The organism is Kribbella pratensis (assembly GCF_004365355.1).
Lineage (GTDB): Bacteria > Actinomycetota > Actinomycetes > Propionibacteriales > Kribbellaceae > Kribbella.
The window spans coordinates 219,800-241,530 of the sequence record NZ_SODP01000005.1 but is presented as its reverse complement, the minus strand read 5'-3'; the positions used below and the strand labels follow the sequence as shown (position 1 = coordinate 241,530).

Here is a 21,731-nt window from a genome sequence, read left to right as displayed (position 1 = left end):
CTGGTCGCCTTCGTCCTGGGCAGCGCGGCCGCGTGGCTCGTACATCGCCTGGTGAGGGAGGCGCGCGGATGAGCTGGCTGTTACGCCACAACTGGCTGTGGTCGCTGCTCGCGTTCTCCCTCGGCGCGGCGATCACCTGGGTCCTGCTCGACCGCCGCCGCCCCGCTCCCGCCCTTGCCGACGAGCCGGCCGAAAAGGAACCCGTCCTCGTAGGAGCCACGACGGCACCTAGCGCCGGGGCCGCATCACAGCCCCTCGCCGTCCCGCAGACGCCCGTTGCCAGACAGACTCCCGCCGCCTCGCAGACGTCTGCCGGACGGCAGGCACCTGTTGCCCCGCAGACCCCCGCCGCCCCGCAGACCCCCGCCGCACCGCAAACGCCCGCGACACCGCCAGCGCCCGCCGCGCCACCAGCGGCGGCTGCGCCGCCCGAGGCTCCTGCTCAGGAGGCGCCGCAGCCTGTCTTCTCCCGGGTGATGGAGTCCGAGCCGACCCTGTTCGAGGTCGACATGGCGGCGCCGGAGCCGCAGACTGCCGACGTCGTACCAGGAAGGTACGGCGAGGGCTCGGCGGACGCCGTACCGCACCAAGGACCGCCGGACGGCTTCACGATCAAGGGCAACGCGCAGTCGATGCTGTTCCACACGCCGGATTCGCCGTACTACGGCCGGACGAAACCCGAAGTCTGGTTCCGCACCGAGGCCGACGCCGAGCGAGCCGGTTTCACCAAGTACACCCGCCGCCCGCGCAAGTCCGCCGACCCCCGCGACTGAGGATCCCCGTGCCCCGACTCCACGTCCCGTACGTCGTCGAACAGGACGAAGACGGCACCTGGCTGGCCGAAGCAGCCCTCACGCCCGACATCTTCCTCCAGGGCGAAGGCGAAACCCGCGAAGCAGCCCTCGAGGACCTCCGCACCTCGATAACCCAAGCCACCGCCGAATCCGGCATCCCCGACCAACTCGTCATCGACCTCCCGTAGCTGACCCCAGCCCGGTCCTACGATCGCGACAACACTCAGTAGCCAGGAGGCGAAGTTGCAGCGAGACATCACAGTGTCCTTCGTCGTTACCGAGGACACCGAGGACGGCGGCTGGACAGCCTCGGCGGCGCTGACCCCGGACGCGTTCGCCAATGGTGAAGGTGAGACCCGTGAGGCCGCCATCGAGGACCTGAAGGCCGCCCTGGTCGCACTGGCCGACGTGGTAGGCATTCCTGAGCAATTGGTCGTGACGCTCGAGGAAGACTGATGGCGAAGAAGCGCCTGGACGCCGAGGCTGAACTCCGGGCGGCCGGGTATCGGCCGGTCCCGGGCAAGAAGCGGGGCCACGGCGACCATGTCATCTGGCAACGGGGCAAGCGAACGGTGTCGGTCCCGAAGCACGACGAGATCAAGACGGGCACCTGGAGCGCCATTCAGAGGCAGGCCAACCTCAACGGCAAGGGCGAACCGGACCGGCAGCCACCGGACCAGCAGAAGGCGATGGACCTGCTGAACGGCGGTAGCCCCGCACCAGGGAGCGGCGGTGCGTCCGGGTCCGGTCGGCGCGACCAGCCGGTGACCCAGCGACATGGGAAGAAACGCGGCAGGAGGCGCTGAGACGTGGCGAAGGAGATTCCGGCGGCCGGCGGTTCGGACGAGGCGGACGAGGTGTTGACGCCCGATGCTGTCATCACTCCTGAGGACCGGCTCTTTCCCTATGACAAAGGGCAGCCGCCTGCGACCGAGGCGGTGAAGCGACGACCGCGGTGGCTACGCGGCGGAGGACGGCGCGGGACAACGCAGTACACGCAACGGGAGCAGGAGCGCGGACCCCGGCGCTGACCGCCGGGCCTGGTGGAGGACATGTCTGCGAGCCCATTTGCTTGTACTGGCAAAGGGCCGTCAGACTAGGCGGAACGCCTTGCGGGACCGTCCGGCCGACGGCGTCACCACATCACCGCGGTACCCCCGGGGATCTTCCGGGAGCAATGCACTGCCCTCCCCTTTTAGGTGCGCCCGAACGGGGTACGGGAACTAGGTTTGAAGACACCCGATGGAGGTGAGCGTGACCGACATGCTGCCGGAGCAGCACCACGGACTGACGAAGAGTGACCCGCTGTGGTTCAAGCGGGCCGTCTTCTACGAGGTCCTCGTGCGGTCCTTCAAGGACTCGAACGCCGACGGCATCGGCGACCTGCAGGGTCTGACCGAGAAACTCGACTATCTCGAGTGGCTCGGGGTCGACTGCCTCTGGTTGCCGCCGTTCTATCCGTCGCCGCTGCGCGACGGCGGCTACGACATCTCGGACTACACCGAGGTGATGCCGGAGATCGGCACGGTCGCCGACTTCGCCGCGTTCCTGCAGCAGGCCCACGCCCGCGGCATCCGGGTGATCGTCGACTTCGTGATGAACCACACCTCGGACCAGCATCCCTGGTTCCAGGCGTCGCGGTCGGATCCCGACGGCCCGTACGGCGATTTCTACGTCTGGTCCGACACCGACGACAAGTACGCCGACGCGCGCATCATCTTCGTCGACACCGAGCAGTCGAACTGGACCTGGGACCCGGTCCGCGGCCAGTACTTCTGGCACCGGTTCTACTCCAACCAGCCCGACCTGAACTTCGAGAACCCAGACGTCGGCGACGCGATGATCGAGGCGCTGAAGTTCTGGCTCGACCTCGGCGTCGACGGGTTCCGGCTGGACGCCGTCCCGTACCTGTTCGAGTCCGACGGGACGAACTGCGAGAACCTCCCCCGCACCCACGAGTTCCTGAAGCGGGTCCGCAAGGAGGTGGACGCGAACTACGAGGACCGTGTCCTGCTCTGCGAGGCGAACCAGTGGCCGGCCGACGTGGTCGAGTACTTCGGCGACCGCGACTCCGGCGGCGACGAGTGCCAGATGGCGTTCCACTTCCCGGTGATGCCGCGCATCTTCATGGGCGTCCGCCGGGAGTCGCGCTTCCCGATCTCGGAGATCCTGGCCCAGACGCCGGAGATCCCGGACACCTGCCAGTGGGGCATCTTCCTGCGCAACCACGACGAGCTCACGCTCGAGATGGTCACCGACGAGGACCGCGACTACATGTGGTCGGAGTACGCGCAGGACCCGCGGATGAAGGCGAACATCGGCATCCGCCGCCGGCTCGCACCGCTGCTGGACAACGACACCAACAAGATGGAGTTGTTCACCGCGCTGCTGCTGAGCCTGCCCGGCTCCCCGATCCTGTACTACGGCGACGAGATCGGCATGGGCGACAACATCTGGCTGGGCGACCGCGACGGCGTCCGTACGCCGATGCAGTGGTCCCCGGACCGCAACGCCTCGTTCTCCACCGCGACGCCCGGCAAGCTCAGCCTGCCGGTGATCATGGACCCGGTCTACGGCTTCCAGGCGGTGAACGTCGAGGCCGAGATGGAGAACGCCTCGTCGCTGCTGCACTGGACCCGCCGGATGATCCAGACCCGCAAGCAGCACCCGTGTTTCGGCATGGGTACTTTTACGGATCTGGGTGGTTCCAACCCGAGCGTGCTGTCCTACGTTCGCGAGTTCGGCGACGATGTCGTGCTGTGCGTGAACAACCTGTCCCGCTTCCCGCAGCCGATCGAGCTGGACCTGCGGCAGTGGCAAGGAGTGGAGCCGATCGAGTTGCTCGGCGGTGTGCACTTCCCGACCATCGGGGAGTTGCCCTACCTTCTGACCCTCGGCGCCCACGGTTTCTACTGGTTCCGGCTGGCGAAGCCGGCTGACCACGAGGAGAGCATGTAGTGAATTCGCATCTGGACCAGGTCCAGTCCTTCTGCTCCGGCCAGAGGTGGTTCGGGGAGAAGGGACACGACGTCCACGTCGAAGCGATGGCCACCTCGGTGTGGCTGTCGGACGAGGGCGCCTGGCCGGCGGTCCGGATCGGGTTCGTCTACTGTGCGGGTCCGCCCGGGGTGGAGATCCCGATCCGGGTGTACCAGCTGCCGCTCAGCTACCACCGCGCACCGGTCGACAACCTCGGCCACGCGCTGGTCGGCGAGTGGGCGGAGCCGGACCTCGGCGACGCCGACGTCTGGGTGTACGACGCGTTGCACGACAAGGAAGCAACGCCGTACTGGCTGGACGGGCTCACGCACGGACGGCAGCTGGACGGGCTGGAGTTCCATCCCGTCCAGGCTCCGGACCGGACCATCGAAGTACCTGAGGACGCGCAGTCGCTGGTCCTCACCGTGGAGCAGAGCAACACGTCGCTGGTGTTCGGCGACGTCGCGCTGCTGAAGGTGTTCCGCCGGCTCGAGCCCGGGAGCAACCCGGGGGTCGAGATCGAGTCGGCGCTCACCGAGTACGGGTCCGAGCTGGTCCCGGAGGTGCTGGGTTCCGCGCGCGGCAGGTGGCCGCGCGCCGGCGGCGGCAACGACTCGGGCGAGCTGGCGATGATGACGGCGTTCCAGAAGAGCGCGACCGACGGCTGGTCGTTCGCGACCTCGTCGGTGCGTGACCTGTACGCCGAGGCCGACCTGCACGCCGAAGAGGTCGGCGGTGACTTCGCGGGCGAGTCGCACCGGCTCGGCGCGAGCACCGCGCAGGTGCATTCCGAGCTGGCCAAGGCCCTCGGCACGGACATCTGGGAGCCGGCGAAGCTGGTCGAGCATGCGGGCGCGATGCGTCGCCGGCTCGAGAAGGCCGCTGCCGCGATCCCGGAGCTCGCGCCGTACGCCGATGGTCTGGCGCGCGCCTTCGACGCGCTGGCGGAGTACGACCAGCCGGTCACGGTGCAGCGGATCCACGGCGACTTCCATCTCGGACAGGTGCTGCGGACGATCGACGGCTGGAAGCTGATCGACTTCGAGGGCGAGCCGGCCAAGTCGCTGGTCGAGCGGCGGGCGCTGGACACGCCGGTGAAGGACATCGCCGGGATGCTGCGCTCGTTCGACTACGCGGCCCGGTCGTTGCTGCAGGATCACGAGGGCGACCAGCAGATCGCCTACCGCGCGGCCGAGTGGGCCACGCGCAACCAGCATGCCTTCTGCGACGGGTACGCCGAGGTGGCGGGCACCGATCCGCGCGAGCAGCCCGTGCTGCTGAACGCGTTCCTCGCCGACAAGGTGATCTACGAGGTGCTGTACGAGGCCCGCAACCGCCCGACCTGGCTGCGGATCCCGCTGTCCGCAGCGGCTCACCTGGCCGAACAGTAGTTCGCCGAAATCTCCGGCCGTCGAGGGCCGGATGACGATTGTGTACGTCGTGACTCCGCGGGTACGGGGTGCAGTGAAGACGATGCTGATCGGGCAGGATGGGATTCATGGGAGAGCGCGAAGCTTTTGAGGAGCCTGTGGTGGCGGTTGAGGAGCCTGTGGTGACAGCGGTTCCGGTCGATCGGACCGACCTGGACAGACTCGTCGCCGGCACGTATCACGATCCTCATCAGGTGCTCGGCCCGCATCTCGGCGAGCACGGTGTGACGGTGCGCGCGCTGCGGCCGTTCGCGAAGAGCGTCACGGTGCTGTACGGCGATGACACCGAGCAACACCGCCTCGACCTCCGGCACGAGCACGACGGCATCTGGGTCGGCGTACTCGACGTCGACAAGGTGCCGGACTACCGCCTCGAGGTGACCTACACCGACGGTCCCGCGGTCGTGGTCGACGACCCGTACCGCTATCTCCCGTCGCTCGGCGAGGTCGACCTGCATCTGATCGGCGAAGGCCGGCACGAGCAGCTGTGGACTGTGCTGGGCGCCCACGTCCGCCGGTACGACGGCCCGACCGGGACCATCACCGGCACGTCGTTCGCCGTCTGGGCCCCGAACGCGCAGGGGATCCGGCTGACCGCGGACTTCAACTTCTGGGACGGCCGCGCGCACCCGATGCGTTCGCTCGGCTCGTCCGGCGTGTGGGAGCTGTTCGTGCCCGGCGTCGGCGCGGGCACGCGGTACAAGTTCGACATCTGCGGCCGCGACGGCGTCTGGCGGCAGAAGGCCGACCCGATGGCCAACCTGGCCGAGACTCCGCCGGCGAACGCGTCCGTCGTCACCGAGTCGTCGTACGAGTGGAGCGACGCCGCGTGGCTCGAGCGGCGCGCGCAGGCCGAGGCGTACGCCGAGCCGATGAGCGTCTACGAAGTACATCTCGGATCTTGGCGCAAGGGCCGCTCGTACCGCGAGCTGGCCGACGAACTCGTTGCCTACGTCAACGACATGGGGTTCACCCATGTCGAGCTGATGCCGGTGATGGAGCACCCGTTCGGCGGATCCTGGGGCTACCAGGTCACGTCGTACTTCGCGCCGACCTCGCGTTTCGGCGACCCGGACGACTTCCGGCTACTCATCGACAAGCTGCACCAGGCCGGGATCGGCGTCATCGTCGACTGGGTGCCCGCGCATTTCCCGAAGGACGCCTGGGCCCTGGCCCGCTTCGACGGTACACCGCTGTACGAGCACCCGGACCCGCGCCGCGGCGAGCAGCCGGACTGGGGCACGCTGGTCTTCGACTTCGGCCGGCCCCAGGTGCGGAACTTCCTGGTGGCGAACGCGATCTACTGGGCCGAGGAGTTCCACATCGACGGCCTGCGCGTGGACGCGGTCGCCTCGATGCTCTACCTGGACTACTCGCGCCAGGACGGCCAGTGGGTCCCGAACCAGTACGGCGGCCGCGAGAACCTGGAGGCCGTCTCGTTCCTGCAGGAGATGAACGCGACCCTCTACAAGCGCGTCCCCGGCGTCATCACCGTCGCCGAGGAGTCGACGTCCTGGCCGGGCGTCACCCGCGCGACGCATCTCGGCGGGCTCGGGTTCGGCTTCAAGTGGAACATGGGCTGGATGAACGACTCGCTCCGCTACCTGGAGCACGAGCCGGTGCACCGGCAGTACCACCACTCCGAGCTGACGTTCTCGATGATGTACGCGTACTCCGAGAACTTCGTCCTCCCGCTCTCCCACGACGAGGTCGTGCACGGCAAGGGATCGCTGCTCCGCAAGATGCCCGGCGACCGCTGGCAACAGCTGGCGAACCTGCGCGCGTACCTGGCGATGATGTGGGCGCATCCGGGCAAGCAGCTGCTGTTCATGGGCTGCGAGTTCGGCCAGGAGTCGGAGTGGTCGGAGAAGGGCGAGCTGGACTGGTGGCTGCTGGACCACAGCGACCACCAGGGTCTGCAGCGGCTGGTCCGCGATCTCAACCGGGTCTACAAGGACAACCCGGCGTTCTGGCGGACCGACCATGACGCGGAGAAGTTCAGCTGGATCGACGCGAACGATGCCAGCAACAACATCTTCTCGTTCGTCCGGTACGGCGAGGAAGGTGAGCCGACCGTGGCGTGTGTCGCGAACTTCTCCGCGATCCCGCACTACGGCTACCGCCTCGGTCTCCCATACGCCGGCCGCTGGGAAGAGGTCGTCAACACCGACGCCAACACGTACGGCGGCTCCGGTGTGGGCAACTTGGGCGCCGTCGAGGCCGACGGACCGGGCTGGCACGGGATGACCACCAGCACCGAGCTGTCCGTCCCACCCCTGGCAACGGTGTACCTCCGCTTCACCGGGTAGCGTTCAGGGGGTGACCGCCGTGGAACCCCTGTCAGATGGTGAGCTGACGCTGCGACCTTCGCAGCCGAACGGGCAGGTGACGACGTTCATAGTCGAGCACAACGTCCCGGGCATCACGGGCGACACCATGGGCACGGTTGAGCTGCGCCAGACCACGCCGGGTGTCGCTCTGGTCGTCTGGTCGCTCGACGGCGGCCCCGGGGTGGCTGAGCAGGCTATGCGGCTCGTGACGGAGTACGCCTTCGGTGAGCTCGGGTTCGAGCGGCTGCAGGTGGAGGTGGACCCGGAGCTGCATTCGACCGCGCGGGTCGCCATCCGGTCCGGTTTCCGGCGCGAAGGGGTACTGCGTGGTGCCGCGCTCGTGGACGGTGAGCGCCGGGACGTCGCGATCTACGGCATGCGCGTCGACGACCCACGGCCGAACACGGTGACAGGCTGGACGGCGTTGATGGACTCGACGCTGCCCAAGAAGCGGGTGATCGCCCACGTCGTCGTACGCGACACCGCTGGGCGTGTCCTGCTGTGTCAGGTCAGCTACAAGAAGGACCTGGAGCTGCCCGGCGGTGTGGTCGAGCCCGACGAGGACCCGGCGACGGGTGCGTCCCGCGAGATGCAGGAGGAGATGGGTACGGCGCTGCCGCTGCTCGGCGTACTGGCCATCGACTGGCTACCGCGCTGGGAGGGCTGGGGCGACGCGGTCGAGATCCTGTACGACGGCGGCGTCCACGACCCGTCACTGATCGACGAGCTCCACCCGGACGGCTTCGAGATCCGGGCCCTGTCGTGGCACGCACCCGAGGAGCTGGAGGGCCTGGTCTCACCGCTGAACGCCCGCCGCCTCCCCATGCTCCTGGCCGCGCCGAACCAGCTCTACAACCTACGAGCCGGCGTACCGATCACCTCGTGAGCTGGTTGACACACCAGACGTAATGCCCGTCACCGGCGTTCTCGTCGTAGATGGTCGCGGTGATGACGGCGTACGCCTGCCGGTACAACCGCATCCGGTCCCGATCGTGCCCGAGCTCCGCAAACCGATCCAGCAACAGGTTGTCGAGCCGCCGCGCCTCCGGCCCGTACATGTCAAAGAACCCCGCCGCCAACGACGCCTCGAACGTGTTGTCCCCGGCAGTCGACAGAAACCCCCAGTCGAGCACCGCGGCAACCTCTGAGCCGTGCATCAGCACATTGGGCGGACACACGTCCCCGTGCACGACGCTCAACTCGAGCTCCGGCAGACCGCGCAGCCCCTCGACCAGTGTCTCCAGCAGTCCAGGGAAACCGGGCACGTCCCGCTCGAAATGAACCTTCGACGCTGCTGCACGACGACGTACAAGGGCGGCCAGACTCTCGCCCCACGACCGTCCGCCGAACGGCTCGTCGATCACCGGTAGCGCTCGGCTCGCCGGACCGGGCCGCGCTGTGCGGAGCGCCTCAACCACAAACACAAAGGCATCGAGCGCCCTCGACTCGGGCAGCCCAGCCTCATGCAACGGCACGCCGGTCAGCTTGTCCTCCACGCTGACCGCGAGCCCGTTCTCCCCCACGTCAACCTCGCGGATCCGCGGTGTGCGAAAAGGCAGCTCGGGCAGCTCGTCCAGGAACGCCTTCAGCGGCAACACATCCTCCGGCCGCCGGTCGAACCAGACCTTCCGCACGGTCCCGTCCCCGAGGTCGTAGACCGCGCCTTCCATCCCCTGGCCGATGAGCTCCACCGGCCAGACCCTAGCGGACGAGCCGGATCGTCAGCGGGTACTGGTACTCCTGCCCGCTCGACGCCGCGATCGTCGCCAGCACGATCACCACGACTGCCGCGACCGCACCGATCACGATCAGCGGCACGATGATCAGCACCCCGAGACCGAACGTGATCAGCACCAGGACGACGGCGATCGCCGTGTAGATCAGCAGCGAGATCTGGAAGTTCAGCGACTCCACCGCGTTCTTGCGGACGAACTCGGACCGCCCCCGGAACAGCAGCCAGATGATCAGCGGACAGAGGAACCCCATCGCGAACCAGGCCGCGATGAACACCCCCACATGCGCGAGCATCGCCCACGTGCGTTCTTCCGAGGCCGACAACGCCGGCTCTGAGCCCGGAGTGCTCATACTCCCAGTGAAGCACGCCGATTCCTTTTCGCGGCAGCGCTGGTCAGTACTGATAACGACCAGCAACGAGAGGATCCATGATGCCGAGCACGGGCGGAGACGATGCCATCCGGCGGATGGCAGGCTGGGCACGGCCGGTGCTGGGCCGATGACGACGGAAGAGGTAATGGTGAGCGACTTCGACAGCCGAACCGAGCCGTTCCGCAAGGAGCTGCTCGCGCACTGCTACCGGATGCTCGCATCGGTGCACGAGGCGGAGGACGCCGTCCAGGAGACCTACCTGCGGGCGTGGCGGTCCTGGTCGGGGTTCGAGGAGCGTTCGTCGGTGCGGGTCTGGCTGTACCGGATCGCGACCAACGTCTGCCTCACCGCACTCGAACAGCGCGGCCGCCGCGCCTTGCCATCCGGGCTGGGCACTCCGGCGTCCGACCTCTCCCCCGGCTCGCCTCCCGACGACCCGTCCGTGCTCTTCATGGAGCCGATCGCGGAGTCGTTGGTGCTCGATGATCCGGCGACGATCGTCACCACACGGGAGAGCCTGCGGCTGGCGCTCATCGCGGCTCTGCAGTACCTGCCGGCCAAACAGCGCGCCGTACTGATCCTGCGCGAGGTTTTGGCGTTCCCGGCCGCCGAGGTCGCCACGATGCTGGACACCTCCGTCGCGGCGGTGAAGAGCACGCTGCAACGAGCCCGGGCCCGGCTCGACGAGAACCCGACCGAGGCGATCGTCGAGCCGGACGACCCCCGGGCGCAGGCTCTGCTCGCGGATTACGTCAGCGGCTTCGAGAACGCCGACATGGCGGCCCTGGAGCGGGCCCTGCGTGCGGACGCGGCGATCGAGATGGTCGGCACGACTGCCTGGTTCAACGGCCGGGTGATGTGCCTGCAGCTGCTGGCCTCCGCGGTCGGCTCACCTGGCGACTGGCGGATGCTACCGATCGTCGCGAACGGTCAGCCCGCGGTCGGCGCCTACTTCAAGGGCGAGGCGTACGGCATCGCCGTGCTCACTCCGACGGCCACCGGGCTCACCCATATCCATGTGTTCAGCACACCCAGCCTGGTCACGCACTTCGGTCTGCCACTCACACCGCCTGCACCGTAAGGAGTGCGCGGCGGCTCGTGCTCACCAGGGCCAGCGCCAGGACGACGAGTCCCATCGCGATGATCGGCCACCAGACGAGATGGGCGGCGTGGACGAACGCCTGCGGATCGGTCGTGGCCTTGGCACCGACGATCGATCCGGCGATCGCGACACCGAGCGACATACCGGTCTGCCGCCCGACCGACGCGAGCGACGCCGCGAGCCCGGTCATCGACGCGGGCATCCCGGAGACCGCCGAGTTCGCGATCGGCGGGTTGATCGTGCCCAGGAAGACGCCGAACAGCAGAAAGATCGCGAGGACCACGGGAAGCGGGGTGGCGATGCCGATCGTCATCGACGCGGCCGCTCCGAGGGTGAGCGCCGTACCCGCGACAACTAGCGGCAGCCGCGGACCGAGCGAACCGACCACGCGGCCGGTGAGCGGCGACAGCACGCAGATCAGCAGACCGACCGGCAGCAGGGACAGGCCGGCATCGAGGGCGGACAGGTTGCGGACGCTCTGCAGGTAGAGCGTCGTGACGAAGAGGAACGCGCCGAAGCCGCTGTAGGCGAACAGCGCGATCAGTACGGCGGAGCTGAACGGGACGCTGCGGAACAGGCGCAGCTCGAGCAGCGGCTCCTCGCGGCGACGTTCGTACGCGATCAGGGCGACCGCCGACACGGCCGCGATCACGAGCAGTCCGACGATGAACGGCGTACCCCAGCCGTGCTTCTCGGACTCGATGATCGCCGACACGACACCGCCGAGGACGAAGATCACGAGGAGCTGTCCGATCGGGTCGAACCGGCGGCCGTGGGCGGCACGCGACTCCGGGACGAACAGGCTGGTGAAGACCACCGCGAGGACGACGATCGGGAGGTTCACCCAGAAGATCGACCGCCAGCCGAGGCCGTCGACGAGCACGCCGCCGAGGATCGGGCCGAGGACGAGCGACAGCCCCGCGGTCGCGCCGAAGATCCCGATCGCCCTGGCCCGCTCGGCACGATCGGGGAACACGGTCACCACGATCGCCATCGCGACCGGGTTGAGCATCGTGCCGCCGACCGCCTGCACGGCCCGCGCGGCGATCAGCCAGCCGATACCGGGCGCCAGGCTGCACAGCAGCGAACCGATCCCGAACACGATCAGCCCGAGCCGGAACATCCGGCGGCGACCGAACCGGTCGGCGGTCGATCCGGCCAGCAGCAGGAAGCTCGCGAGCACGAGCGTGTAGGCGTCGACGGTCCACTGCAGTCCGGCCGTCGAGGCGCCGAGCCCGTCACGGATCGCGGGCAGGGCGACGTTGACGATCGAGATGTCCATCACCGAGATCAGCAGGCTGGCGCAGCAGATCACCAGGACGGCGTACCTGCGAGCACTGGTCAGACCAGTGTCCTCGAGCGTTGAGAGGGTCATACCATCGACGGTAGGATTTAGAGCGTGCTCGAAGTCAATGAACGCGGGATCAGCATTGCCGAGGCCGCCGAACGCACCGGCGTCAGCGTCCACACGCTGCGGTACTACGAACGCGCCGGCCTGGTGGTCACCACCGTCGACCGCACCGCCGGCGGGCGCCGTCGGTACCGCCAGATCGACCTGGACTGGATCAAGATCTGCACCAAGTTCCGCGCCACCGGGATGCCGATCCGCACCATCCGCCAGTACGCCGAGCTCGTTCTCGCCGGGCGCGGCAACGAGAAGGACCGGCTCGAGCTGCTCGAGGCGCACCGCTCCGACGTACTCACCCAGCTCGCCGAGCTGCAGGAGAGTCTGGAGCTCATCGACCACAAGATCGACGTGTACCGCGGCCGGATGGAAGCCGGCGACGCCGATCAGCTCTGGGCCCCGCGCGCCTGAAGCCTCGCGGTCAGGAAGCGGCGTTCGGTCTCGTTGGCGGTGAGCTGGATCGCCTCCCGGTAGGCCTCGGCGGCCTCGTCCGTGCGACCGAGCCTGGTGAGCACGTCGGCGCGAGTGGCCGGCAGATAGGCGTACGTCGCCAACGCGGGTTCCTTGCTCAAGGCATCCAATTCGCCGAGGACCGTGTTCAGGTCCGCGCCGGGGACGAGGCTGTGCGCGGCGGCCCGGTTGAGAGCGACGATCGGCGTCGGCCAGCTCACCAGCATCGCGTCGTACATGCGGACCACTTGACCCCAGTTCGTCCTCGACCACGACGGCGCGGTCACGTGTAACCCGGCAACGGCCGCCTGCAACGCGAACCGCCCGTGGCCGCGCTCCAACGCCGCCGTCGCTCGCGAGACGCCCTCCGCGAGCAGTTGTGCGTCCCACCGCGACCGGTCCTGATCCGCGAGCAACACCAGCTCGCCGTCAGCGCTCACTCGTGCATCACCGCGCGCCTCGGTCATCAACAGCAACCCGAGCAACGCCTGCGGTTCCGGCTCGTCCGGCATCAGCCGCTCGAGCATCCGTGCCAACTCGACCGCGCGGCCGGTCAGATCGGTGCGAGTCAACGCCGACCCCGCCGCAAGATGCCCGGCCGTATAGACCAGATGTACGACGGTCAGCACGGCGTCCAACCGCTGGGGCAGCTCGTGATCCGCCGGGATCCGGTACGGAATGCCGGCCGCCGCGATCTTCTTCTTGGCCCGCGTGATCCGCGCTGCCGCCGTCGACTCGCTGATCAGCAGGACGGCCGCCACCTCGCGGGTCGTCAGTCCGCAGATCAGCCTCAACGTCAGCGCGACCTGCGATTCGCGCGCCAGCGCCGGGTGGCAGCAGGTGAACACCAGCCGCAGCGGATCCGTCGGCTGCTCGATCTCGCCGGGTTCCTCGACCAGCAGTGGGAGCTTCCGCCACAGATTGGTCTCCCGCCGGAGCCGGTCCAGGGCGAGGCGTCGCGCGACCGTGGTCAGCCAGCCGCCCGGGTTCGACGGGATCCCGTCCGGCCAGGTCCGCAACGCCTGCACGAACGCGTCCTGCGTGCAGTCCTCGGCCAGGTCGAGGTCCCGGGTCAGACGCACGACCGACGCCAGTACGGTCGACCAGCTCTCCCGATGAGCCTGGTCCACCACCCGGGTGACCTCTACCGCCTCAGTCATCGCTCGTCCCCCCGCTCGTCCCCCGCGGGTACGCCGACAGCACGGAGCGTCGGCGTACCCGGCTCAGGCATGTCAGGCCGGCGGCTGACTGTCCGACGAGGTGTTCATCACCGGACGGACCTCGACGTTGCCGGACGGGCAGATCTTGGCCAGCTCCAGCGCCTGGTCGAGATCACGGGCCTCGATGACGTAGTAGCCGCCGAGCGCCTCCTTGGTCTCGATGAAAGGACCGTCGGTGACCAGCGGCTCGGCGCCCTCACGCTGCTTCACGGTGCTCGCCGTCGTGGACCGCTCGAGCGCCTCCCCGCCGAGGATCCGCGCCCCGGCCTTCTCCACCGCCTCGGCGAACGCCCCGTGCAGCTTCATCGCCTGCTGCCAGTCATCCGGCGTGACGTTGTCGTACCACTCTTCGCTGTCGTACAGCAGGAACATGTACTGCGCCATCTCAGGCTCTCCCTCGTGTAGGGCTTGTACTGAACATCTTGCTGACGATCGCCGCCACACGGAATCGACAACACCCGGGAAGAATCTTCATTACTGTTGAGTACTGTGACTTCGGTGGAGCATCTGGACGTCCTCATCGTCGGCGCGGGCCTGTCCGGCATCGGCGCGGCGTACCGCCTGCAGACGCGGTGCCCGGACCGGACGTACGCCGTGCTCGAGGCGCGGGACGCGCTCGGCGGCACCTGGGACCTGTTCCGGTACCCGGGGGTGCGGTCGGACTCGGACATGTTCACGCTCGGGTTCCCGTTCCACCCGTGGAAGGCGGCCAAGGCGATCGCGGACGGGCCGGCGATCCTCGACTACCTGTACGTGACGGCGTCGACGTACGGGATCGACAAGCACATCCGCTTCGGCCAACGCGTGGCACGCGCCTCGTGGTCGTCTGCCGAGGCGCTGTGGACGGTCGAGACGGGCGACTCGGTTTACACCTGCTCGTTCCTGTATGTGTGCAGCGGGTACTACGACTACGACGCGGGGTACGTGGTCGACTTCCCGGGGCAGAGCTCGTTCGAGGGCCGGATCGTGCATCCGCAGCACTGGCCGGCCGATCTGGACTACACCGGCCAGCGAGTGGTCGTCATCGGCAGCGGCGCGACCGCCGTGACGCTGGTGCCCGCCATGGCCGGTACGGCGGAACACGTCACGATGCTGCAGCGTACGCCGAGCTACGTCGCCTCGCGCCCCGCCCGCGACGCCTTCTCGGACCGCCTCCGCGCCGTACTCCCGGAGAACCTCGCGCACCGGCTGATCCGCGGGAAGAACGTTGCCCTGAGCACCGCGCTCTACAGCGCGTTCCGGAAGTGGCCGGCGCATGCGGCCTGGTTGCTGAACGCCGGTGTGGCGCGCGAGCTGCCGGAGTCGATCCCGGTCGATCCGCACTTCACCCCGCAGTACAAGCCATGGGACCAGCGGTTGTGTCTGGTGCCGGACGCGGATCTGTTCAAGGCTCTGCGGGACGGGTCCGCTTCGGTGGTGACCGACGAGATTGAGCGGTTCACTCCTCGGGGCGTGCTGCTGCGGTCCGGTATGGAGCTGGAGGCGGATCTCGTGGTGACCGCGACCGGTCTGCGGATGGTTGCACTCGGCAACATCCAGGTGACGGTCGACGGGCGGTCCGTTGCGCCGCACGACACGTTCGTCTACAAGGGCATGATGCTGAGCGGCGTACCGAACCTTGCCTGGTGCATCGGATATACCAACAACTCCTGGACGCTGCGCTCCGACCTGACCTCGCAGTACGTCTGCCGGCTCCTCAACCACCTCACCGCGACCGGCACCCGGATCTGCGTCCCGGAGGTCGACCCAGCCGAATACGACGCTCCGCCCCGGCCGGTCGTCGACCTGTCCTCCGGCTACATCCGCCGCGCCGCCGCCATCCTCCCGCGCCAGGGCAGTCAAGGGCCCTGGCGCCTCCGGCAGAACTACCCGCGCGATCTCGTGACGTTGCGCTTCGGGCCGGTCGAGGACGGGGTCATGCAGTTCGTCGCCTAGCTGCCTAGTCGATCGGCACCGGCGGCTGCGGGCCGACGTACGTCGCGATCGGACGGATGATCTTCGGGTCCTCCGACTGTTCGAGGATGTTGGCGGACCAGCCGATGATGCGGCTGACCGCGAACGTCGGCGTGAACATCGCGCGTGGGATGCCGCAGAGCTCCATCACGACGCCGGCGTAGAACTCCACGTTCGCGTAGAGGTTGCGGCCGGGCTTCAGTTCGGCGAGGACGTCGACGATGCGCTGCTCGACGGTGGTTGCGAAGTCGACCAGGTCGCCGCCGATGCCGCGGGCGATGTCGCGGAGCATCAACGAACGCGGGTCCTCGGTGCGGTAGACCGCGTGACCGAAGCCCATGATCCGATCGCCCGCGGACACCTTCGCGCGGACCCAGGCGTCGATGCGGTCCGGCGTACCGATCTCGTCGAGGCTGGCCAGGGCGCGGTCCGGCGCGCCGCCGTGCAACGGGCCGGAGAACGCGCCGATCGCTCCGGCAACGGCCGAGACGACGTCGGCACCGGTGGAGGCGATCACTCGCGCGGTGAACGTGGACGCGTTGAAGCCGTGGTCGAGCGTCGAGACGAGATAGTGCTCGATCGCGGTCGCATGTACTGCGTTCGGCTCGGTGCCGGTGACCAGGTAGAGCCAGTTGGCTGCGGCCGAGAGGTCGGCGCGCGGCTCCAGCGGCTGCTGGCCTTCGCGGAGGCGGTAGAGGGCCGCGAGGATGGTCGGGGTGACCGCGCAGACGAGCATCGCGTCGGCCTTGCGGCGGGCCGGGTCGGCATCCCAGAGCGGCGGGAGGCCACGTACTGCCGCCAGCAGCGACAGGGCAGTGCGGAGACCGGCGAGCGGGTTGAACTTTGCGCCTGCAGCCGCGATCGCCGGGAGGACGGCGCTGACCTCGTCGGGCAGGACCCGCAGCGGCGCCAGTTCGGCGATGAACCGGTCGCGCTCGGCGTCCGTCGGGAGGCGGCCCTCGAACATCAGGTACCAGACGTCTTCGAGCGTCTTGGACTTGGCGAGATCGATCGCCGAGTACTGGCGGTAGTGGTAGAACCCCTCGTCACCACGGACGTCGCCGAGGGTGGTCTCGGTGACGACGACGTTGCGCAGACCGGGCGGAACATTGATCACTGTTGACATAGCTTCAGAGTTGACAGCCAATCAACTATTGTCAATATTGATCCAGTCAATGTTCGTCTGAGTGAATCGCTGTGAGGAGCGTGGATGACGGCCGAAGGTGACGAGAATTACCTGACCACCGCGGAGGTCGCACGCCGCCTGCAGGTCAAGCCGGAGACGATCTACGCCTACGTCAGCCGGGGCCTCCTCACCAGCACCCGGGCCCGGGGCCGCCGCGGCAGCCTCTTCTCGGCCGCCGAAGTAGACCGCCTGGCCGCCAGATCGGTCGACCACTCCGGCGTGGTGGAACGCATCGAGTCGGAGCTGACCCTCCTCGAAAACGACGAGCTTTACTACCGAGGCCAGTCAGCCCGAGCCCTCGCCACCAGCTGGACAGTCGAACAAGTCGCCACCCTCCTCTGGACCGCCCAATCCCCCGCCCAATCCCCCGAGCCCACGTCTGCACCCTCTCCCGCACCCGGACCCGCTCCCGCGTCTGGGCTCGCGCCCTCCCGCTCTACGCCGAGCACCGCCAAGGCGGTGTTCGGGGTAGAGCGGGAGGGGGTGCTGCTTGCTCGGGCTGCGATGGGGGTGGTGCCGGACGGGGCTCGGTTGACAGATCGGCTGCGGGTGGCAGTGGCGGTGCTGGGGGCTGCTGATCCTCTGCGGTTCGACCTGTCTGCGCCATCGGTGACTGCTGCTGCTGGGCGACTGATCGGCACCCTGGTGACCGCGCTGCCTGGCGAGCACGTGGACTCCGGCGCGACTCTCGGTGCGCGGCTCTGGCCCAAGCTTTCTGACGAAGCGCCTCGTCCTGAGGTGCTCGATGCCGCGCTGATCCTGCTGGCCGACCACGGGCTGGCGGTCTCGACGGTCGCCGCGCGGGTCGCCGCCAGCGCACGCGCCAACCTGTACGCCGTGATCTCCGCGGGGCTCGGCGCGCTCGACGGGCAGTACCACGGCGCCGCACCGACCCTCGCGTACGAGTTCCTCCGACGCGCACAGCAGGATCCGCTGAAGGCCCTGTCAGACCAGTTGCGGTCAGGCGAACCGATCCCCGGCTTCGGGCACCGGATCTACCAGCACCGCGACCCGCGCGCCGACGTACTGCTCGGACTGCTCGGCGATCACCCGATCGTCGGCACGATCGCCGCGGTCGCCGAGCGCACCCCGATGTTCCCGAACAGCGACCTCGCGATCGCCGCGACCATGCACGCCTACAACTTCCGCCCCGATGCCGGCGACGCCCTGTTCGCGCTCGCCCGGATGATCGGCTGGACCGCGCACGCCCTGGAGGAGTACGCGGCCCCGGCCCTCCGCTTCCGTGCGATGGGCATCTACACCGGTCAGACCAGCTGACTACTTCGCTGCGAGCTTGATCAACGTCGCGGCACCGGCGTCCAGCGAGACCTGCACCGGCCCGACCCGCTGCGACACGTACGTCTGCCTCGCCGGCTGGAAGACCCCGACCGACCCGACCGTCTGCTCGTTGACCGCGACAACGGCCCGAGCTCGCGCGCTGTGCGAACGGTTCGCAACCAACACCCAGCGATCCCCCGACGCGGCGTCCCGTGACCGGAAGGTGCCGACGACAACCGAATCCCCGGAGATCGCCGAGACCAGGTTGGTCGCCGTGAACCCGACGGCACCGTTCGGCAGCGGAGTCTCGTTCGCATGGACGACGGACTCCGACACCAGCGGTTTGAGCTCGCGCCCGACCTGATGCAACCAGCCCGTGTTGATCTGCTTCGCGGCGTCGTACCGCGACGTCCGCTTGCCGTCGACCGTGATCAGCGCCGGTCCGAATCCCTCACCGCGAGCGGCCTCCGGCGTCCAGTACGTGAAGTACTGGATGCCCTTCGCGCCGTACGCGAGGCTGATGTTGACCTGCCAGAGCAGCTCCGCCGCGGTCGGTTCGCGATGGTTGTTGTAGGCAAGCGTCTGGATGTACACCCAGGCCGGGATGTCGCCGTGCAGCGCGGCGTCGCGGACGATGGCCCAGTTGTGGAAGTAGTTGGCGTCCTCGCGCCCCTCGGAGAGCAGCGGGTACCGGTCGAACGAGATCAGCGACGGCTGCACCACGTCGACGAAGTTGCGATAGTACGTCGCGTCGTCGGACGGCAGCAGGTTGATGTACGGCAGCAGTTGCGGCGCCAGCTCACGCGAGATCGAGAGCGCCTTCGCCAACGTCGCGAACCAGCCGGCCCCCGGTTCGTCGTAGAAGTTGAAGCCGGCCAGCGACGAGTACGGCCCGTACGCGTCGCGAGCGCGGATGTAGAGGGCACTCGCCTCGGCCGGCGTCACGCTGAGGAAGTCGGTAGGGGTGTCCGAGATCGAGAACCAGCGGGACATGTTGCGGATCTGGATGTCGTCGGAGATCAGCATCTTCAGGCCGGCGTCGCGGGCCAGGCCGAGCTGGTACTGGAAGATGTTGCCGTCGCCGGCGTAGTTGCCGGAGATGATGAAGTCGAAGCCGGCGTTCTTGATCTCTGCGAACCGTTGCGCGGTGCTCGCGTACGGATGCGGCGGCCAGAACAGCCCGATCGGGAAGTCCGGCCCGCCGGTCAACGGCAACGTATCCGGCGACGGCACGACGGCCGGCGCCGCCCCGGCACCAGCCGCTCCGACACCAGCCGCCCCGAAACCAGCCGCCGCGGCGCTCGGCGCGCCGGCAGCGGAGGTCGCCGCGCCGGTGCTGGTGGTCGTGGCGGCGGCGGTGGTCGTGGCGGCGGCTGTTGCGGCTGCCGCGGTGAGGGCGGTGGCGCCGGCACCGAGCAGCAGGCTGCGTCGGCTGGGGCGGCTGGGGTCAAGGATCTGGTGCGGACTCTGCATGTTTCTCCTTCGGAAGGCGGTCGAACGGAGCTTGCGGCAGAAGACTTCTCAGGACCGTCGGCGGTGATCCGCGACGGCATCGGCGGTGGCGTCGAAGGCCCGCTCGGCCGACGGATAGTCGCGCTGGGCGACGCCCAGGTACAGCGCGTCGAGCACGATCATCTGGGCATGCCGGCCGGACAGTCCCCCGGTCCGGAACGTGACATCGCGAGCCGCGGTGACCAGCACGATCTCGGCCGCCCGCGCCAGCGGCGAGCGCGGATAGTTGGTGATGGCAACAGTCGTCGCCCCTTGCCGCCCGGCCCTGATCACGGGTTCGAGAACCTCGAGCGTCTCGCCACTGTGCGAGATGCCGATCGCGACATCACCGGTCCCGAGCAGTGCCGAGCTCGCCAGAGCAGTGTGTACGTCGCTCCAGGTACTGGCGCCTCGTCCGATCCGGTGCAGCCGCAGCCGCAGGTCCTCGGCCACCGCCGCCGACCCCGCCACGGCGTACAGGTCGATCCGGCGTGCGTCCGAGATCGCCCGGACCGCACGCCCGAGCGCGTCGACGTCCAATGACGCGACCGTGTCCTCGAGCGCCCGCGTGTCGGCGCGCAGCAGCGTCCGGAGTACGTCGTCCAGTGAGTCGTCCGGTCCGACCTCCGACCCGGTCCCGCGTTCCCAGCTGAGACTGGTCCGACCACTCTCGGCCGCCAGCGTGAGCCGGAGCTCGGCGTACCCGGACAGACCGAGCGCCAGGCAGAAGCGCGTGACGCTCGGCAGCGACGTACCGCAGCGGGCCGCCAACTGGCCGATCGTCGATCCCGCGACCGCCGCCGGATCCCGCAGTACCTCGGCGGCGATCCGGGCCTGCGCCGGACTCAACGCCGGCAGCAGGCCGTGGATCCGTGCCTCGAGACTCGGCGGCGGCGATGCGACAGCACTCATGTGAAGAATTCTCAGAGCACTTCAACATCAATTACAAGAATTCACACTGTCCGATTCCGGTCAGTGCCCTCAGTACGCCGCCATCCGCCGGATAGTGAACTGGTCAGACCAGCCGCCCGCGATCAGCACATCGATCCGCCCGCTCAGCACATACGTCCCGAAGGGCGTGATCGCGGCCGTCGTCGGACCTGAGACCGGCCACGGCTCGACCGACCGAACCTGGGCGGTGCGGTAGTTGTCGCGACTACTCAACACAGTCGCCCGCTCGACGCCGGCCGCACCGAGCTTGTTGGTGATCGCGATCAGCCGACCATCACGCGCCAGCGCCAAGCCGTCTCCCCCGACCAGTGCACTGGTCAGACCAGTCGTACTGAGTTCACCGCGCAACGAGATCCGGAACAGCGTGCCCACGTCGTACCGGACCACCAGCAGATAGCCACCCGGGTGCCAGACGATGCCATTGGCCCCGATTGTGTCGCTCCGCAACCGCTCGTCGCGGACGAGAACCGACGCCGCACCGTGTGGGGTGATCCGGTAGATCGCGTCCCCCGCCGGGTCGGTGACATAGGCGTTGCCCACGGCATCGATCGCCAGGTCGTTCACGCCGTGACGACCGCCGGCCGGATTCAGCTGCGGGGTGTTCAGATCGACCCGCCGCTCGAGCCGCCCGGTCCGCAGGTTGTAGATCGCGACACCGGACTGCTTGTAGAGCGTCGCGTCCGACGTCCGCTCACCGTTCCCGATATCGGCGTACGTGACGAGCACACGGTTGCGCACGGCATCGACATGCAGCCCGAACGTCGACACCCCGGGCGCGACGCCGAACGGATGCGGTACGCCGTCGCGGCCGACCACCGAGATCCGCCCGGTAGCCAGCGACCCGATCAGGAACGCCTGCCGGGTCGGATCCCAGGCGATGCCCTCCGGATACCGATCAGCCGTCCGGCCGTCGATCTGCGCGGGCATCCCTTGCGAAGCAGCAGCTGCCACGGGAACTGCGGCCGGCGACGCCGTCAGGGCGAGCAACGCCGCCACAGCACCAGCAGCCAACACACGAAACTTCATCAAGAACTCCTCCTCCGGATGAATACGAGC

At 68.4% G+C, this 21,731-nt stretch carries 21 protein-coding genes; 12 read left to right on the top strand and 9 right to left on the bottom strand.

Annotated features, from left to right (window positions below; genetic code table 11):
- Nucleotides 1-68: 68 nt before the first annotated feature.
- The 8 genes from EV653_RS41870 (at nt 69) to EV653_RS39270 (ending at nt 8,419) form a co-directional block, all read left to right on the top strand.
- Nucleotides 69-773 carry a sunset domain-containing protein gene (locus EV653_RS41870; protein ID WP_134111413.1) on the top strand — a complete coding sequence of 235 codons (705 nt, stop codon included), beginning with the start codon at nt 69-71 and terminating at the stop codon, nt 771-773.
- Between the two features lie 8 nt (nt 774-781).
- Nucleotides 782-982: a hypothetical protein gene (locus EV653_RS39300; RefSeq protein WP_134111412.1), complete on the top strand. Its 201-nt coding sequence runs from the start codon at nt 782-784 to the stop codon at nt 980-982.
- 73 nt (nt 983-1,055) lie between these two features.
- Nucleotides 1,056-1,250 carry a hypothetical protein gene (locus EV653_RS39295; RefSeq protein ID WP_238160753.1) on the top strand — a complete coding sequence of 65 codons (195 nt, stop codon included), beginning with the start codon at nt 1,056-1,058 and terminating at the stop codon, nt 1,248-1,250.
- The gene (locus EV653_RS39290; protein ID WP_134111410.1) at nt 1,250-1,600 is read left to right on the top strand and encodes a type II toxin-antitoxin system HicA family toxin; all 351 of its coding nucleotides are present in this window, start codon (nt 1,250-1,252) and stop codon (nt 1,598-1,600) included. The genes EV653_RS39295 and EV653_RS39290 overlap by 1 nt, the downstream gene beginning before the upstream one ends.
- A gap of 436 nt (nt 1,601-2,036) precedes the next feature.
- Nucleotides 2,037-3,752 carry a maltose alpha-D-glucosyltransferase gene (gene treS, locus EV653_RS39285; RefSeq protein ID WP_134111409.1) on the top strand — a complete coding sequence of 572 codons (1,716 nt, stop codon included), beginning with the start codon at nt 2,037-2,039 and terminating at the stop codon, nt 3,750-3,752.
- Complete coding sequence (locus tag EV653_RS39280) at nt 3,752-5,164, top strand: maltokinase N-terminal cap-like domain-containing protein (RefSeq protein ID WP_134111408.1); 1,413 nt, start codon at nt 3,752-3,754, stop codon at nt 5,162-5,164. The genes treS and EV653_RS39280 overlap by 1 nt, the downstream gene beginning before the upstream one ends.
- A gap of 161 nt (nt 5,165-5,325) precedes the next feature.
- The gene (gene glgB / locus EV653_RS39275) at nt 5,326-7,512 is read left to right on the top strand and encodes a 1,4-alpha-glucan branching protein GlgB (protein WP_238160752.1); all 2,187 of its coding nucleotides are present in this window, start codon (nt 5,326-5,328) and stop codon (nt 7,510-7,512) included.
- A 19-nt stretch (nt 7,513-7,531) separates the two neighbouring features.
- The gene (locus EV653_RS39270) at nt 7,532-8,419 is read left to right on the top strand and encodes an NUDIX hydrolase (RefSeq protein WP_238160751.1); all 888 of its coding nucleotides are present in this window, start codon (nt 7,532-7,534) and stop codon (nt 8,417-8,419) included.
- On the opposite strand, the gene EV653_RS39265 is transcribed toward EV653_RS39270, so the two are convergent.
- Both EV653_RS39265 and EV653_RS39260 read right to left on the bottom strand, forming a co-directional pair.
- Nucleotides 8,409-9,224 carry a phosphotransferase family protein gene (locus EV653_RS39265; RefSeq protein WP_134111406.1) on the bottom strand — a complete coding sequence of 272 codons (816 nt, stop codon included), beginning with the start codon at nt 9,222-9,224 and terminating at the stop codon, nt 8,409-8,411. The genes EV653_RS39270 and EV653_RS39265 overlap by 11 nt on opposite strands.
- 10 nt (nt 9,225-9,234) lie before the next feature.
- Entirely contained in the window at nt 9,235-9,618 is a 384-nt protein-coding gene (locus EV653_RS39260; protein ID WP_202872041.1) for a DUF4870 domain-containing protein, read from the bottom strand.
- 148 nt (nt 9,619-9,766) lie between these two features.
- Between EV653_RS39260 and EV653_RS39255 the strand changes: the two genes are divergently transcribed.
- Complete coding sequence (locus EV653_RS39255; RefSeq protein ID WP_134111405.1) at nt 9,767-10,720, top strand: RNA polymerase subunit sigma-70; 954 nt, start codon at nt 9,767-9,769, stop codon at nt 10,718-10,720.
- Here EV653_RS39255 and EV653_RS39250 read toward each other — a convergent pair.
- On the bottom strand, nt 10,701-12,116 hold the full coding sequence (locus EV653_RS39250; RefSeq protein ID WP_134111404.1) for a DHA2 family efflux MFS transporter permease subunit: 1,416 nt from the start codon (nt 12,114-12,116) through the stop codon (nt 10,701-10,703). The two genes, EV653_RS39255 and EV653_RS39250, sit on opposite strands and share 20 nt — an antisense overlap.
- A gap of 24 nt (nt 12,117-12,140) precedes the next feature.
- Between EV653_RS39250 and EV653_RS39245 the strand changes: the two genes are divergently transcribed.
- Complete coding sequence (locus tag EV653_RS39245) at nt 12,141-12,557, top strand: MerR family transcriptional regulator (RefSeq protein WP_134111403.1); 417 nt, start codon at nt 12,141-12,143, stop codon at nt 12,555-12,557.
- On the opposite strand, the gene EV653_RS39240 is transcribed toward EV653_RS39245, so the two are convergent.
- Both EV653_RS39240 and EV653_RS39235 read right to left on the bottom strand, forming a co-directional pair.
- Entirely contained in the window at nt 12,533-13,756 is a 1,224-nt protein-coding gene (locus EV653_RS39240) for an RNA polymerase sigma factor (protein WP_134111402.1), read from the bottom strand. The two genes, EV653_RS39245 and EV653_RS39240, sit on opposite strands and share 25 nt — an antisense overlap.
- A 72-nt stretch (nt 13,757-13,828) precedes the next feature.
- The gene (locus tag EV653_RS39235) at nt 13,829-14,200 is read right to left on the bottom strand and encodes a YciI family protein (protein WP_134111401.1); all 372 of its coding nucleotides are present in this window, start codon (nt 14,198-14,200) and stop codon (nt 13,829-13,831) included.
- Nucleotides 14,201-14,314: 114 nt separating this feature from the next.
- On the opposite strand from EV653_RS39235, the gene EV653_RS39230 reads away from it, so the two are divergent.
- Complete coding sequence (locus EV653_RS39230) at nt 14,315-15,751, top strand: flavin-containing monooxygenase (protein WP_134111400.1); 1,437 nt, start codon at nt 14,315-14,317, stop codon at nt 15,749-15,751.
- 4 nt (nt 15,752-15,755) lie between these two features.
- On the opposite strand, the gene EV653_RS39225 is transcribed toward EV653_RS39230, so the two are convergent.
- Nucleotides 15,756-16,895 carry a citrate/2-methylcitrate synthase gene (locus tag EV653_RS39225; protein ID WP_134111399.1) on the bottom strand — a complete coding sequence of 380 codons (1,140 nt, stop codon included), beginning with the start codon at nt 16,893-16,895 and terminating at the stop codon, nt 15,756-15,758.
- 84 nt (nt 16,896-16,979) lie between these two features.
- On the opposite strand from EV653_RS39225, the gene EV653_RS39220 reads away from it, so the two are divergent.
- Nucleotides 16,980-18,233, top strand: coding sequence for a citrate synthase (locus EV653_RS39220; RefSeq protein ID WP_134111398.1), 1,254 nt, complete (start codon nt 16,980-16,982; stop codon nt 18,231-18,233).
- Here EV653_RS39220 and EV653_RS39215 read toward each other — a convergent pair whose 3' ends face one another.
- The 3 genes from EV653_RS39215 to EV653_RS39200 all read right to left on the bottom strand — a co-directional run bounded on the left by EV653_RS39215 (nt 18,234) and on the right by EV653_RS39200 (nt 21,701).
- A complete protein-coding gene (locus tag EV653_RS39215; protein WP_238160750.1) occupies nt 18,234-19,706 on the bottom strand; it encodes a hypothetical protein in 1,473 nt (490 codons plus the stop codon).
- Nucleotides 19,707-19,754: 48 nt separating this feature from the next.
- A complete protein-coding gene (locus tag EV653_RS39205) occupies nt 19,755-20,636 on the bottom strand; it encodes a MurR/RpiR family transcriptional regulator (protein WP_134111397.1) in 882 nt (293 codons plus the stop codon).
- Nucleotides 20,637-20,705: 69 nt separating this feature from the next.
- Nucleotides 20,706-21,701 carry a hypothetical protein gene (locus tag EV653_RS39200; RefSeq protein WP_202872040.1) on the bottom strand — a complete coding sequence of 332 codons (996 nt, stop codon included), beginning with the start codon at nt 21,699-21,701 and terminating at the stop codon, nt 20,706-20,708.
- Nucleotides 21,702-21,731: the final 30 nt, after the last annotated feature.

Coding starts and splice junctions, on each gene's coding strand:
- EV653_RS39240 (WP_134111402.1), bottom strand. CDS start 13,756: ATGACTGAGGCGGTAGAGGTCACCCGGGTGGTGGACCAGGCTCATCGG.
- EV653_RS39290 (WP_134111410.1), top strand. CDS start 1,250: ATGGCGAAGAAGCGCCTGGACGCCGAGGCTGAACTCCGGGCGGCCGGG.
- EV653_RS39215 (WP_238160750.1), bottom strand. CDS start 19,706: ATGCAGAGTCCGCACCAGATCCTTGACCCCAGCCGCCCCAGCCGACGC.
- EV653_RS39250 (WP_134111404.1), bottom strand. CDS start 12,116: ATGACCCTCTCAACGCTCGAGGACACTGGTCTGACCAGTGCTCGCAGG.
- EV653_RS39235 (WP_134111401.1), bottom strand. CDS start 14,200: ATGGCGCAGTACATGTTCCTGCTGTACGACAGCGAAGAGTGGTACGAC.
- EV653_RS39220 (WP_134111398.1), top strand. CDS start 16,980: ATGACGGCCGAAGGTGACGAGAATTACCTGACCACCGCGGAGGTCGCA.
- EV653_RS39205 (WP_134111397.1), bottom strand. CDS start 20,636: ATGAGTGCTGTCGCATCGCCGCCGCCGAGTCTCGAGGCACGGATCCAC.
- treS (WP_134111409.1), top strand. CDS start 2,037: ATGGAGGTGAGCGTGACCGACATGCTGCCGGAGCAGCACCACGGACTG.
- EV653_RS39200 (WP_202872040.1), bottom strand. CDS start 21,701: ATGAAGTTTCGTGTGTTGGCTGCTGGTGCTGTGGCGGCGTTGCTCGCC.
- EV653_RS39260 (WP_202872041.1), bottom strand. CDS start 9,618: ATGAGCACTCCGGGCTCAGAGCCGGCGTTGTCGGCCTCGGAAGAACGC.
- EV653_RS39225 (WP_134111399.1), bottom strand. CDS start 16,895: ATGTCAACAGTGATCAATGTTCCGCCCGGTCTGCGCAACGTCGTCGTC.
- EV653_RS41870 (WP_134111413.1), top strand. CDS start 69: ATGAGCTGGCTGTTACGCCACAACTGGCTGTGGTCGCTGCTCGCGTTC.
- EV653_RS39255 (WP_134111405.1), top strand. CDS start 9,767: ATGACGACGGAAGAGGTAATGGTGAGCGACTTCGACAGCCGAACCGAG.